The 13,614-nt window shown below is 63.6% G+C and carries 14 protein-coding genes; 5 read left to right on the plus strand and 9 right to left on the minus strand.

What is annotated here, in order from left to right; all coding sequences use genetic code 11:
- Window positions 1–175: 175 nt before the first annotated feature.
- Window positions 176–775: an SOS response-associated peptidase gene (locus tag NKJ64_RS24065; RefSeq protein ID WP_023755076.1), complete on the minus strand. Its 600-nt coding sequence runs from the start codon at window positions 773–775 to the stop codon at window positions 176–178.
- Window positions 776–835: 60 nt separating this feature from the next.
- Entirely contained in the window at window positions 836–1,099 is a 264-nt protein-coding gene (locus NKJ64_RS24070; RefSeq protein ID WP_023669675.1) for a DUF982 domain-containing protein, read from the minus strand.
- Between the two features lie 189 nt (window positions 1,100–1,288).
- Here NKJ64_RS24070 and NKJ64_RS24075 point away from each other — a divergent pair, with 189 nt between their 5' ends.
- A complete protein-coding gene (locus NKJ64_RS24075) occupies window positions 1,289–1,747 on the plus strand; it encodes a hypothetical protein (RefSeq protein ID WP_023696662.1) in 459 nt (152 codons plus the stop codon).
- A gap of 103 nt (window positions 1,748–1,850) precedes the next feature.
- Here the strand turns inward: NKJ64_RS24075 and NKJ64_RS24080 are convergent, their stop codons facing one another.
- The 3 genes from NKJ64_RS24080 to NKJ64_RS24090 all read right to left on the minus strand — a co-directional run bounded on the left by NKJ64_RS24080 (window position 1,851) and on the right by NKJ64_RS24090 (window position 3,503).
- Complete coding sequence (locus tag NKJ64_RS24080; RefSeq protein ID WP_023669673.1) at window positions 1,851–2,060, minus strand: DUF768 domain-containing protein; 210 nt, start codon at window positions 2,058–2,060, stop codon at window positions 1,851–1,853.
- 28 nt (window positions 2,061–2,088) lie between these two features.
- A complete protein-coding gene (locus tag NKJ64_RS24085) occupies window positions 2,089–2,250 on the minus strand; it encodes a hypothetical protein (RefSeq protein ID WP_023669672.1) in 162 nt (53 codons plus the stop codon).
- A 185-nt stretch (window positions 2,251–2,435) separates the two neighbouring features.
- A complete protein-coding gene (locus NKJ64_RS24090; RefSeq protein WP_155923869.1) occupies window positions 2,436–3,503 on the minus strand; it encodes a hypothetical protein in 1,068 nt (355 codons plus the stop codon).
- Between the two features lie 80 nt (window positions 3,504–3,583).
- Between NKJ64_RS24090 and NKJ64_RS24095 the strand changes: the two genes are divergently transcribed.
- On the plus strand, window positions 3,584–4,777 hold the full coding sequence (locus NKJ64_RS24095; protein WP_023829787.1) for a cytochrome P450: 1,194 nt from the start codon (window positions 3,584–3,586) through the stop codon (window positions 4,775–4,777).
- Between the two features lie 11 nt (window positions 4,778–4,788).
- On the opposite strand, the gene NKJ64_RS24100 is transcribed toward NKJ64_RS24095, so the two are convergent.
- Entirely contained in the window at window positions 4,789–6,369 is a 1,581-nt protein-coding gene (locus tag NKJ64_RS24100; protein WP_023829788.1) for a GH3 family acyl-acid amido synthetase, read from the minus strand.
- Window positions 6,359–7,123: a hypothetical protein gene (locus tag NKJ64_RS24105; RefSeq protein ID WP_155923870.1), complete on the minus strand. Its 765-nt coding sequence runs from the start codon at window positions 7,121–7,123 to the stop codon at window positions 6,359–6,361. Before NKJ64_RS24105 ends, NKJ64_RS24100 begins: the two co-directional genes overlap by 11 nt.
- 149 nt (window positions 7,124–7,272) lie before the next feature.
- Between NKJ64_RS24105 and NKJ64_RS24110 the strand changes: the two genes are divergently transcribed.
- Complete coding sequence (locus NKJ64_RS24110; RefSeq protein ID WP_023829790.1) at window positions 7,273–8,025, plus strand: pseudouridine synthase; 753 nt, start codon at window positions 7,273–7,275, stop codon at window positions 8,023–8,025.
- Between the two features lie 22 nt (window positions 8,026–8,047).
- Here the strand turns inward: NKJ64_RS24110 and NKJ64_RS24115 are convergent, their stop codons facing one another.
- A complete protein-coding gene (locus tag NKJ64_RS24115) occupies window positions 8,048–8,629 on the minus strand; it encodes a histidine phosphatase family protein (protein WP_023703410.1) in 582 nt (193 codons plus the stop codon).
- 138 nt (window positions 8,630–8,767) lie between these two features.
- On the minus strand, window positions 8,768–10,102 hold the full coding sequence (locus NKJ64_RS24120) for a dicarboxylate/amino acid:cation symporter (RefSeq protein ID WP_023681916.1): 1,335 nt from the start codon (window positions 10,100–10,102) through the stop codon (window positions 8,768–8,770).
- Window positions 10,103–10,332: 230 nt separating this feature from the next.
- On the opposite strand from NKJ64_RS24120, the gene NKJ64_RS24125 reads away from it, so the two are divergent.
- Entirely contained in the window at window positions 10,333–12,192 is a 1,860-nt protein-coding gene (locus NKJ64_RS24125; RefSeq protein ID WP_023816202.1) for a sensor histidine kinase, read from the plus strand.
- Window positions 12,189–13,538 carry a sigma-54-dependent transcriptional regulator gene (locus tag NKJ64_RS24130; protein ID WP_352463466.1) on the plus strand — a complete coding sequence of 450 codons (1,350 nt, stop codon included), beginning with the start codon at window positions 12,189–12,191 and terminating at the stop codon, window positions 13,536–13,538. The genes NKJ64_RS24125 and NKJ64_RS24130 overlap by 4 nt, the downstream gene beginning before the upstream one ends.
- Window positions 13,539–13,614: the final 76 nt, after the last annotated feature.

A 13,614-nucleotide genomic window follows, 5' to 3' on the forward strand; every position in this document is an offset into this window, starting at 1 on the left:
CCAAGGCACCTTGCTCTCCTTGCAAAGGCCGAAAGTGTAACCCATGTCTCCGGAATGAACTGTCACCCATCTCTCGGGAAGGGCACTGAACATCAAGGGCTTGACTTCCTGGCGCCGCACCGACGGATTCCTGATTTCGGCCTGCCGGCTGTGCCGGCAAGCCTGCGCAACCGAGTTATGAACTTTCGGGGCGCACGGTCTCCACGCGCAGCGAGCCGGCTGGAAGCGGCTGCAGCAGTTCGGGTTCCGGCTTCGTCAGACTGAGCCAAGCCGCCCAATCGCCGGGCCGAAGCACCACGACGTGCCGACTGTGATAGGGCGCAATATCCGGTCCAGGCTCGGTTGTCAGCATGGTGAAGGTTGGCGGCTTGTTGCCGGCAGCTTCACGCCAAAGCCCTGCGATGGCCATGAACGGCGAGCCGTTGAGCGTGAAGCGATGCTTTGCCTTCGGATACTTCGTGCCCGTGAACTCGAAGAAGGCGGATGCCGGAACGAGGCAGCGTTTGCTGCCGGCGAATTGCCTGCCTTCGGAGCGGAAGTTGAACACTGGTCCGCCTTTCGGGCCGGCCGGCGGAAATCCAAACGTCATCGACGTCAGTTCAACGACGCCAGTGTCGCCGGCGGCGCGCATGATCGGGGCTGGATCGTTGATATGGATGTCATCAACCCGCGGCAGGTCAAGTTCGGTCTGATGGGTCGGGATCTCAAGTGCCAGCGACTCCAGCATCCGGCAATATTCAGCCCAGAGAATATGCTGCTCATAGTCGTTGCACATGGAAGGCTCCCGACCGGTCTGCCAGTTTACCTCACGCCAAACAAAGAGGCGATGGACCGCTCAACCCTCGCGGTCGCGCTCGACCAGTATATCGGCCTCGATCGCCGCGTTGACGAAGGCGGCGCGGGCATAGCGCGCCTCTTGAAGGCCTTCCAGAACGCCAAGGCAGGCTTTGCGGGCGGCGACGTGATAGCCGCCTGTCTTCACGGGCCATCGGTTCATCAGGATATCGGCGGCCTGCGCGACACGCTCCACCTTGTAGATCTTGTTTCTGGATCTGCCGAGCGCCACGCGAACCGGCTCATCGAAATGCTGATCTTGCATGCTTCCCCTCCCGAACGCGATCGCGAGTCAATTCGGGGAGGCAAGTTCGGTTCCACGGGAGCGATCTGCCAACGCAATAAACCCGCCTTCTGAAATCACTTTGCGCGCATAGGCCAAATGGCGGATTTGATTTGCTTGGTGATCCCCTCTCCTTGGGGCAAACTACCTGCCGGGGCTGCAGGAGGAGAAATGCGAGCACGCGCAGCTACGATCGGCGATCTCGAAAGTGTCTTCCGTGATCTGTCCACGCGGATGTCGGACGAGTATGTGGCCGCCGGCAAGGACAGCAAGGTCGCCTACGACAATCTGATGATGAATTTGAAGGAAGGCCGGGCGCACGCGCTGGTCGACGGCGACAAGACGGTGGCGATCGTCGCCTGGCACGAAAACAGCGACGCCGCCGACACGCTGTTTGCCGCGCAGGAGGGTTTCTTCAGCGCCGCGACGGTCCGCTTCTGCAGGCGCCACATCCGCCACATTCAGGCGCTGGCCGGCAACCTGCCCATCCACTCGCGCAGCTGGCTGCAGCGGGCCGACGTCGGCAAATGGTTCCGCGTCATCGGTTATGTCGAACGCGGCCGAGAGAACGGCGCCACTGTGTTCGAATTGCCGCCGGCACGGGGAGCGTCAGCTGCGCGGGCTGCCTAGGGCTGCGCACCCACGGATGCCATCACGGAAAAGCCCCCGCCAGGATGGCGATGGGCCAATATCGCCTGCAATGGGCTCATATCGGGGGCTCAGATGTCGGGGCTCAGATATCGGGCTGATCCAGCGCCTCGAAAATCACCCGTTCCAGCGGACCGAGATCCTCTTCGATCTCGCTGACCTCAAGGCCTAAATGCCGAGCATCCAGGGCAGCTCGCGTGGTTAGGGTTCGAGCCGTTGCCTTGTCGGCAGGCAGTTCGCCCGGCAGGTGCTCGTGGATCCAGCCCTGCAGGAAATCAACGCCGCGCTCGCTCATCGATTTATCCCTTCCGTTATCTGGGGGATCATTCCCCCAGAATGACCCCAGAAGCGACGATCTGAGCCGTCAGGCTGGTGAGCCTGCCTCGCTTCACGAGCGTCGGCTTTTGGTAGATTTTCTTCATGGCGGTGCCTTTCGCGACAAATCGCTCGTCGGCAACAACGTCCGTCGCGGGGCAGCGTTCCATGGCGGGCTGTCAGGTCGCGCCAAGCACCTCCCAGGCCGAACCTCAGCTTCAGGCGGGTCCCGGACCGCCGGCTGGGGATCGACCCAGAGCAAGATCCCGAAAAGTGGAATCCGGTTTTCGGAAAAGATCATGCTCAAACTAGAAGATAGGGCTCCATCCCGATTTCCATCGGGATGGACCGGGCTCTAGCCGCGAAACCGGTTTGCCAAGCGCTTCTTGAGCCCGCGCAACGACAGGCTTCGCCTGAGGGAAAACCAGGCGATGCGCCGACGCACTTTGCGCATGGCATCGGCGTGGATTGCGTCAACGCTGCGGCTTCCGTCCCCAAGCTTCAGTGGCGGGGCGGATGATGCCGACCGGATGATGCCCTGCAGCGCCTTTGCGTGCAGATCGGCGTATCGGCCGTAATTGGCGCCCGCATCCCAGCCGGGAGGCCGCGCCAGGACGGTCGGGTTGTTGTTGATCTCGAAGGTCTGAATGCGGCCGCCGATCATGCCGTAGTCGATGCGGCCATAGTCGATCCCGGCTAGCGCGAACACCCCCTTGATCTCGGCCGCGTGCGGATTGTCAGCGACATAGGCGCGGCTTTCAGCCCTGTCCGCCTCAGTGAAGCGGGTGCTTGGAAACTTGATGTACCAGTTCTCGTTGATGAAGCAGTGCTGCGGATAAATGGTAGAACCGACCTTGTAGGCCGAATATTTGCGGAAGCGCCCATCGGCCGAGGGGGCGGCGCCATATTCGACGATCATCAGGTCCGGGTCATGCCGGATAGGCTCCGGCAGGGCGGCGATTGCCACTTCCAGCGCTTGCGCGCTGTCCAACAGTCCGGTCAGCGGCGGATCGTGCCGGCTTTCCCAGCGCACGAACACCGGAAAGCGCGAAATGGCCTGGCGCTGATCGAGGCGATGGACATCGAAACCGTTGAGGCTGGCTCCCTTCAACCGCTTCAGCAGGTCAAAGCGGCCAAGCGCCTTGGCGGGGTTGTTCAGCAGGAGCAGGCCGGGATCCTGGGCAGCGACGCTGTCGAACAGGTCAGTCGCCGCCTGCATCTGAACCGGCGTGAGCCTTTCGAAATCGGTAAAAATGAACGTTCCCGGCGCGACCGAGCCAAGACTGCCGGTCTCTTCATAAGGGATTATCCGCAAGACATCGCCAAGCCCATGCGGGTAATAGCCAAGGAACACACCTATCGTGTAAGCGTGCTGGCGGGTACAAAGGTAATAGACCGGGCTGAAGCCCGCGGCAACGGTCATGGCCATGACCCTGCCCGCCGGTCATAGTTCGACGGGTGGTTGTGATTCAGGGTGAGGTAACCGGGGTTATTCACAAGAAAATGCATGGAGAATTTCCATCGGCCGACCACAGCTGGCGGCAAGTACGCGCCGGTTGCTTCAATGGTTCTACAGACATCTACGCGATCTACGATGAGATGCGCCAGCAGGCGCCTGTTTGGCAGGCGCCGTGGGGCGACGTCTACGTAACGAAATACGATCTTGTTTCGGCCTGTCTTGTCAACCGGCAGCTGTCGCATGTCCCGCCGAGCGGCGAAGCCGATACCGGCCGATCAGCCATCAATGACTGGCTGATGTATCAGGAGGGACGCGCGCACGCCGCTATCCGGCAAGCCCTGCAGCAGCCCTTTGTAGGCAACGGCACGGCAGTTCTGGCGCCCGTGGTCGACGAGGCCATCGACCAGCTCGTTTCAAAGGCGGATCTGTCCGGCACGGTCGACGTCGTCGCCGCCTTCACGCGCGCGGTGCCGGAACGCATCATCGGCCGGCTGCTCGGCGTTCCAGCCGAAGACATGCCGACGCTGCGCGCCTGGTCGGCGTCGATCCGCACCATCCTCGACACTGGTTTCGATGACGCCTTCGGCTCGGCGCCGAACGCCGCCCACGAAATGTCGGCCTATTTCGCCGAGCTGTTGCGCAGCCACCTTGCCGGCGCCGTAATGCCGCCGTTGCTGGTCGGATTGCCGGCGCTGGTCGATGCCGTCGGGCTGACGGTTGCCGGCCGCAACATCGCCTTCCTGGCTTTCGCCGGGCACGAGACCACCGTGCATCTGCTTGGCAACATGCTGTTCCATCTCGCCCACGCGCCCGCCCAATGGGCTGCCTTGCGGGCCGATCCGCATCTAGTTGCCACTGCGGTTGCCGAGACCCTGCGGCTTGAAAGCCCGGTTCAGAAAATCTGCCGCTGGCCGCTGCAGCCTATCGAACTGAACAATCAGCCGATCGATAAGGAGCAGATGGTCGTCCTGCTCGTCGGCGCAGCCAATCGCGATCCGGCCCGGTTCAGCCAGGCCGAGCGCTTCGACATCAGCCGTTCGGGCAAGCAGAACCTCGCCTTCGGCCGCGGCGCCCATGTCTGCATCGGCAAGGCGCTTGCCGAAATGGAGGGAAAACGGCTGCTGGAGGCAGTGCTCCGTCGCTGGAGCAGCATCGAACCCGCCTCTGGACAGCCGACATGGATGGACAATTCGTCGATCCGCGGGCTGGAATCACTCGTCTTGCGGCTGGCTGCCTGACCGGCGCGGGGTCAAGCCCCGGTCGCCTCCAGCGCGGCGATGAGCTCACTGTCGGCCTGCCGCAACAGCACCGGCGCCTTCATCCCCGCAATGCTTATACCGCCTTTCAGGCGATGGCGTTTCAGCCGGCCATAGAGATCCTCGACCGGCGTCGCCTGGACAGGGCCAAGCTGGCCGATCCAGCGGGCATATTCGTATTGCGGGTTGGCGGCGAGTTCGGCATCGAGCTTTTCGTTAAATGCCGCAGCGGCCGGTCCGGCTTCGAGGAAGAGACGGTAGTGCGGATGCGGCTCTGTTGCCGCAACGACCAGCGCATAGGCCTGCTGCTGGCCAAGCCCGATCTTACCGATGCAATGAGCGACGAATGCCTCGGTCAGCTTCTCGCCGCAGAGATCGGAGACCATGCCGGCGCGACCGACGAATTGCAGACGCGGCGTGTCGCCGTCGAAGCCGACGACCTTCACCATGTCCTGCGTGTCATAGCGATAAAGGCCGGAGCCGGTGGTGACGATCAGCCGATAGGCCTGGCCGATCTCCAGCCGCCAGGCAAAATGGCTGGTGCCGCCATCGTCGACAAATTCGAAGAAGCCGCTTCGCGCGGCAAGGATCGATCCGGGACCGTCGCCATAGGGAAATGAAACGGCGGCTTCCGTCGACATCAACCCTTTCGACTGGATGAAGGCGGCGGGGAACAGGGCCTGCAGTTCGGCGGCGAAACCTTTGCTCGATGCATCGGTCCAGCAGCTGACGGTGTCAAGCTGCGGCCAGATAACCGAGAGGTCGCCTTGTGGGTCACGGAGCGCTTTCTCCAGCGTTTCGATACGGGTGCGCACCGCGGCGGCGGGGTGCGTTGCCGTCAACATCGAAGTCAACTGGGGTAAGAGGATGCCGGCATCGCGCCGCATCGCGCGGAGGATTTCGGTGAAATAGGTAGGGCTCCACACCCAGACCAGGGCAAGATCCTCGCAGGCCAGAAGATGCAGGCAGGTCTGCCGCTGCCAGCTCTCGAAATGGGCGAGCAGCCGCAGCTCCATGGGCACGGCAGACAGGGCGATCAGGCTGTCGCGCAAGGCGCCGAAATAGGCGAAAGGCACGGGGCTGCCGACCCGGTGCACGCCGATGCGCTGATCCAGCGACCGGCCGACGGGGCTGAGCGCGAAATAACTGCGGCCTCGCGTGACGCCGGGCCGGCGGCGGATCAAGTCGGCAAGCCAGGGATAAAGGCAGTCGGTGAACGATCTCAACCCGGTGTCCGTATAGGGGATGTTCTTGGAGCCGCCCGAACTGCCGCCGGTCTGCTCGATGAACCGGATCGGCTCGGTTGTCAGCACCCCATCCTCGCCGCCGATCGCCCGGTGGATGTAAGGCTGGAGCGCGGCATAGTCGGCGATCGGCACCAGATCGCGAAACGCTTCCGCCGAACGGATTTCGGCGAACCGGCGGTCCTTGCCGAACGCGGTCGAACCATTGGCACTGATGAGACCAGCCAGGGTGCCGCGCTGGGCCGTTTCGACGCCGCTCAGCCCGGCGCGGAACCCGGCGTCGGTAGCCGCGGTGAGATCGGCAATCCGCGACCAGGCGTCAATGACCATCCGCCAGGCCTTCGGCAAAGCTGGTCGCCCCGTAGCGCTTCAGGTTGGCGATGTCGAATTCGGCCAGGCAGGCAAGCTCGACACCACGAAAATGCCAGGGATTGGCCTTGAGGAAGAAGGCCGCGTAGCGGTTGCGCGCGGCGGTTTCCTCGACGCCTGCCCATTCGTGCCGCAGATGCCCATGCGACTGGCCGAAATCGATCAGCCCGGTCTCGGGATTGAAATACTGTCCATAGCGCACTGCGGCGATCTCGTTGCGTATCCGCGCCAGACCGCTGGTATCTCGTCCGTCGATCGAGGGAAAGAAGTCGCGGAAAAAATTGGGCAGGATGCGGAACGTGCGGTGGCCCATCATGATGGAAAACCAGAACAGCCGGCCCTCGCCGATCCTTGCCTTGACGGCGCCGGCAGCGCGAAACCAGGCGCGCAGCAGCACCGGATCGCCCCAGCGTGATGAATCCAGAACCGTGTCGCCGGAAAAGAGATAGTGAACCGTGTCGTCGGCAATCTCCTGGCTTCCGACGAAAATGGTCGAGAAGCCGATGATCTCGTGCCGGCGTCGGATAAGGACGACGACCTCTTTTTCAGCGAGATCGCGATCGAACCGGTCGCGATCGGCAGCATCGTAGTATTTCTCGTAAAGGCGGAACATCTCGTCACGATCGTCTTTGCTGAGATCGCGCACCGGCATCGTTCCGGATTCGGTCGAACCGGCGTCATGCGCCACGGTTTTCCCCCCGTCAATCGATGCCATGCGTGCGACATACGGGACAAGGCAGCGACACTTCAACCGAAAAATGCCTTCGATCCACGGTAAACGATCCCACCAATTGTCGGCAGGTTGCGAAGCCAATGCGGGGCGTGGCATTTGTCGATGCCGATCATTGGGATGGCAAGCAGGACATGGCACGGCCACCAGACACCGCCCAACACCAGACCGCGAGCGCAGGCGTCAGCCTGAACCGGGCGCTTTCTAAACTCGGCCTGTGTTCGCGCAAGCAGGCCGAGCTGCTGATAGCCGAAGGGCGCGTGCGGGTTGGCGGCAAGGTGGTGCGCGATCCGTCGCTGCGTGTCGATCTCGGCCGCGACCGCATCGCTGTCGACGGCGAGCAGATCGTCGGCGAGGCAAAAGTCTACCTGATGATCAATAAGCCGCGCGGACAGGTCACCACGCGCGATGACCCGCAGGATCGTGGCACCGTCTATAACTGCCTGGTGGAACTGGAGTTGCCTTTCGTGTCGCCGGTCGGCCGCCTCGACAAGGCCAGCGAAGGCCTGTTGCTGATGACCAACGACACGCGCTGGGCCAACCGCCTGCTCGATCCGGCCTCGCATGTCGCCAAGACCTATCATGTCCAGATCGGCACCGCGCCCGACGAAGCGATGCTGGCGCGCTTTCGCGACGGAGCGATCGTCGACGGCGAACTGCTGACCGCAAGTTCGATCGAACTGCTGCGCAGCGGCGGCCGCACTGCCTGGCTGGAAATCGTGCTCGACGAGGGCCGCAACCGCCAGATCCGCCGCCTGCTCGGGGCATTCGACATCGAGGTGCTGAGGCTGGTTCGGGTGGCGATCGGCGGTTTGCAGCTCGGCGAACTCGCCAAGGGCAAGGCGCGGCATCTGACATCGGAGGAATTGGCGGTGCTCGCGCGTTAAGAGGCAGGCTTGCCGCGAAACCCTACTTCTGGTTCCACCTGCGTATCACCGGCTCGCTCAGATCGTGCTCATAGCCGAGGATGCTGAGGCTCGCGGTATCAAGTACGAAGTGCGCACCGCCTTCGGGTGGCAGACCGAGCCAGCGCGCGGCCAGCACGCGCAGGAAATGCGAGCTTGAAAACACCAGCACATTGCCCTCGATTGCCCGCAGCCCGGCGATGATCCTGTCGGCCCTGGCGCCAACATCCGCTACCGACTCGCCGTCGGGACAGCCGTCACGGAACAATTGCCAGCCGGGGCGCTGCACAAGAATCTCCTTGGTCTTAACGCCCTCATAGGCGCCATAGTCCCATTCCTGCAGGTCGTCCTTCTTGACGGCAGCAGCGCCGAAGCCGGCAAGCGTGCAGGTGCTGAAGGCGCGCTGCGACGGGCTCGACCACACCGCCTGGAAGGACAGATCCTTGAGCCGGTCCGCCACGCCGCGAGCCGCCGCCTCGCCCTTTGGCGTCAACGGTATGTCGGTGCGGCCGGTGTGTTTTCCCGAAGCGCTCCACTCCGTCTCGCCGTGACGGACCAGATAGATCTCGGGGTATGCACTGCTCATTCGCCGGCCTTTCGGTTGAAAACCGCCGACATCCTAGCCGGGAAGCTTTGGCCAACACCAGCCGCCATGCGCGCCAAAACAAAAGGCCGCAACGGGCGAACCGGCTGCGGCCTTGTGGCGAACGTCTGCGTTCAGTAATCAGGCGGGCTGCAGATCGCCCGACAGCGCCAGGTCGGCTTCCTCGGACAATGTGCCGGCCATGGCGGCGGCGAACTTGGTCTGGTCGAGTTCGCCTTCCCAGCGCGCCACAACGATCGTCGCCACTGCATTGCCGACGAAATTGGTCAGCGCTCGGCATTCCGACATGAAGCGGTCGACGCCGAGGATCAGTGCCATGCCGGCAACGGGTACCGTAGGCACGACAGAGAGCGTGGCGGCCAGCGTGATAAAGCCGGCGCCGGTGATGCCGGCGGCACCCTTGGAGCTCAGCATGGCAACCAGCAGCAGCAGGATCTGGTCGCCATAGGTGAGCGGCGTGTCGGTCGCCTGGGCGATGAACAGCGCCGCCAGCGTCATGTAGATGTTGGTGCCGTCGAGGTTGAAGGAGTAGCCGGTCGGGATGACCAGGCCGACCACCGAGCGGTTGCAGCCGGCGCGCTCCATCTTGGCCATCAGGCCGGGAAGAGCGGCTTCCGAGGACGAGGTGCCGAGCACCAGCAGCAGCTCTTCCTTGATGTAGCGGATCAAGGCGAGGATCGAGAAGCCGTTGTACCAAGCGACAGCGCCGAGCACGACCAGCACGAAGAGCAGCGACGTCAGGTAGAAGGTGCCGATCAGAAAGGCGAGGTTGGCAATCGCGCCGATGCCGTATTTGCCGACGGTGAAGGCCATGGCGCCGAAGGCGCCGATAGGGGCGGCCTTCATCAGGATGGCGACCAGGCGGAAGATAGGCGAGGTCAGCGCCTGCAGGAAATCGACGACCGGGCGGCCGCGCTCGCCGACCAGAGCGAGAGAGATGCCGAACAGCACCGAGAAGAACAGCACTTGCAGAATGTCGCCTTGCGCGAAGGCGCCGGTGATGGTGTCGGGGATGATGTTGAGCAGGAAGCCGACGATGGTCGTGTCATGCGCCTTCTCGGTGAAGGTGGCGACCTTCGAGGGGTCGAGCGTCGCCGCATTGATGTGCATGCCGGCGCCCGGTTGGACGACGTTGGAGACGACCATGCCGACGACCAGCGCCAGGGTCGAAAAGACCAGGAAATAGATCATCGCCTTGCCGGCGACGCGGCCAACCTTTTTCAGGTCGGAGACGCCGGCAATGCCGGTGGTCACCGTCAGGAAGATGACCGGCGCGATCACCATCTTGACCAGCTTGATAAAGGCATCGCCGAGCGGCTTCAGCGAAGCACCGAGTTCGGGATAGAAATGACCGAGCAGCACGCCGGCGGCGATCGCCGTCAGGACCTGCACGTAGAGATGACGGTAAAAGGGTAGCTTGCCGCGCGGTTCGGCGGCAGCGAATGCTGGCTGCATGACGTCCTCCATGGCGCCCCGATCGAAAGCTCGACCTCCCGGGGCAGTTGTTTTCCGCAGCCTTGCGACTGCTGTATTGGTCACTGCAACTGCCGTGCCAGACTGTGCGGCATACCGCAGCCATTGATTTTGTTGGGTATTCGTCCGATCGAGGCTGCTGCCGCTCAACGCAAGTGCGGACATCCGCATGACTGAATTGTGCTTTGTGCGAAATCATGCACAAATAGGGAATGCTGCAACGCCCTGCCGCGGTCCTGTCGCCGACGCCCGAGCAACTCGGCAAACGCGCGCGTCGCGCCTGGCTGCTGTTTGCGGCGATCGCGCTGGTGATCGTTGCCACGGCGCTCACCGGCGCCGGCCTCTACGCGCGCCGCGCCGAGGTCGCGGCACTGGCGGCGCAAGGCCGCACCGATGCCAATCTGAAGGTTGCGTTGCTGCGCGCCGTGCTGGAAAGCCCGCGGGCGCTGCCGCTGCTCTTGTCCGAGGACCAGCAGGTGCATGACGCCCTGCAGAACAAGGGCGCTGTCACGATCGACGTGCTCAACCGCAAGCTCGAAGGGCTAGTCTCCGGCACCAAGGCTTCGGTGCTTTACGTCACCGGCGTCGACGGGTTTGCGATCGCCTCCAGCAACTGGCGCGAAACAACCAGCTTCGTCGGCAACGACTATGGTTTCCGCGCCTATTTCTCCGGCGCCATGCAATCGAGAACGGCCGAATATTTTGCGCTGGGCAACATCAGCAAGCGCCCGGGCCTCTATATTTCGCGTCGCGTCGGCAATGCGGCGGCACCGCTCGGCGTCGTCGTCGTTAAGATGGAATTCGACCAGCTTGAAGCCGACTGGCATGAGGCCAACCGGCCGGCCTATGTCAGCGACGACCACGGCGTCGTGCTGATCACCAGCGTGCCGTCCTGGCGCTTCATGACCACCGCGCCGCTGACCGGCCCGGTGGCTGCCACCATCCGGAGCAGCCAGCAATTCGGCAACGCGCCGCTGATCCCCTTGCCGATCACACGCCCCGAGGCATTGAGCCCTGACGTGTCGATGGTGCATGCGATAACACCGGGCGGCAGCGATGCCGAATATCTCAGGCTTTCGACACTGGTCCAATCGACGCCATGGCGGCTCGATTATCTCGTGCCGGTCGAAGCGCCGATCGCGGCTGCGGTGCGTGAGATGCGGCTGCTGGCGCTGGGCGTCGTGGTGCCGTTGCTGGCGCTGGCCGGCTATCTCCTGTGGCGCCGTCAGTCGGCGCAGATGCGCATCGCTGCCGAACAGGCAGCGCGCATCGAGCTCGAGCGCCGCGTCGTCGAGCGTACGCATGACCTCAGCCTGGCGCGCGACCGGCTGCAGGCCGAGATCACCGATCACCGCAGCACCGAAGCCAAGCTGCAGGTCATGCAGCAGGAATTGGTGCAGGCCAACCGTCTTGCTACCCTCGGCCAGGTTGCCGCCGGGGTCGCGCATGAGATCAACCAGCCGGTGGCGACGATCCGCGCCTATGCCGACAATGCGCGTGTGTTCCTGGAGCGCAAGCAGACCGCCTCGGCCGAGGAGAACCTTGGCGCGATTGCCGCGCTGACCGAGCGCATCGGAGGCATCACCGAAGAGTTGAAGGTCTTTGCCCGCAAGGGGCGCACGGCAGCCGAACCGGTCGAATTGCGCGGCGTCATCGAGGGCGCCGTGGTGCTGCTCAGAAGCCGCTTTGCCGGTCGGCTGGACGCACTCGATATCACGCTTCCGCCGGTAACGCTCAAGGTGATGGGCAACCGGCTGCGGCTCGAACAGGTGCTGATCAACCTGTTCCAAAATGCGCTGGAAGCGCTGGACGGGCGCGACGGCGCCAGGGTGCAGGTGTCGGCCCAGGAGACGGCCGACGGCGTGGCGCTTGCCGTCGCCGACAATGGGCCGGGCATTTCGCCTGCCATCCTCAAGTCATTGTTCACGCCGTTCAACACCTCGAAGGAAAAAGGCCTCGGGCTCGGCCTCGTCATCTCGCAGGACATCGTCGCCGACTATGGCGGACGCATCGAGGTGGCGAGCGACCAGGCCGGCACGCGCTTTACCATTCACCTCGCCAGGGCAGCATGATGGACACCGCACCGGTCGTATTGATCGACGACGACAGCGAATTGCGGAGGGCCACGCGGCAGACGCTGGAACTCGCTGGTTTTTCCGTCTCGGCCTTTGCGGTGGCGAACGAGGCGCTGGCCGGGCTCGACGCCAATTTTCCCGGCGTGGTGGTGTCCGACATCCGCATGCCCGGCATTGACGGCCTGCAGCTCTTCGACCGCGTCTTGCAGCTTGATGCCGACATTCCGGTCATCCTGGTCACCGGGCATGGCGACATCGCGGTTGCGGTCAAGGCGATCAAGGATGGCGCCTACGACTTCATCACCAAGCCTTTCGCCGCCGACCGGCTGGCGCAAAGTGTGGCACGGGCGGCGGAAAAGCGCCGGCTGGTGATGGAGAACCGCGCCTTGCGCGAAAGCGCCGAACAGGCGCAAGACGGCCTGCCGCTGATCGGGCAGACGCTGGCGATGGAGCGATTGCGCCGGACGCTGCGGCAAATCGCCGATACCGATGTCGACGTTCTGGTGACCGGCGAGACCGGCTCCGGCAAGGAGGTGGTGGCGAGCCTGCTGCATCGCTGGAGCCGCCGCGCCAGGGGCAATTTCGTGGCGCTGAATTGCGGCGCGCTGCCGGACACGGTCATCGAAAGCGAGCTGTTCGGCCATGAGGCCGGCGCCTTCACCGGCGCACAGAAGAAGCGCATCGGCCGGATCGAGCATTCGAGCGGCGGCACGCTGTTCCTCGACGAGATCGAAAGCATGCCGGCCTCGACCCAGGTGCAGATGCTGCGGGTGCTGGAAATGCGCGAGGTGACGCCGCTCGGCACCAATGAAATCCGGCCGGTCGACCTGCGCGTCGTCGCCGCCGCCAAGGTCGATCTCGGCGATGCCAGCCGGCGCGGCGCCTTCCGCGAGGATCTCTACTACCGGCTCAATGTGGTGACGATCTCGATCCCGCCGCTGCGCGAACGCCGCGACGACGTCGCCCTGCTGTTCTTCTACTTCGCCGAGCGTGCAGCCGCCCGCTTCCGCCGGCAAATGCCAGCAGTGCCTGCCTCAGTGCACCGCCATCTGAGCCAGCACGACTGGCCGGGCAATGTGCGTGAACTCGCGCATTTCGCCGAGCGTTTCGTGCTGGGACTCGAGGAAGCGGCGCAAGCGCCACCTTCCGCCCCGGCGGAGCCGGATGACGCCAGCTCACTGCCGGAACGGCTGGAACGCTATGAAGCCAATGTCATCCGCGAGGCGCTTGGCCGCAATGACGGCGATGTCCGGCGAACGATTGAAGCGCTCGGCATTCCGCGCAAGACCTTCTACGACAAGCTGCAGCGGCACGGCATCGTGCGCAGCGATTTTTCCAGGTAATTCATTTTCTAGGTAATTCAGGCGTGTGGACCCGAAAGCAGGGTAGATTTTGTGAACCGGCGCAAAAAAACCGTGG

The sequence above is a fragment of the Mesorhizobium sp. M0062 genome (genome assembly GCF_040323125.1).
Taxonomy (GTDB): Bacteria; Pseudomonadota; Alphaproteobacteria; order Rhizobiales; family Rhizobiaceae; genus Mesorhizobium.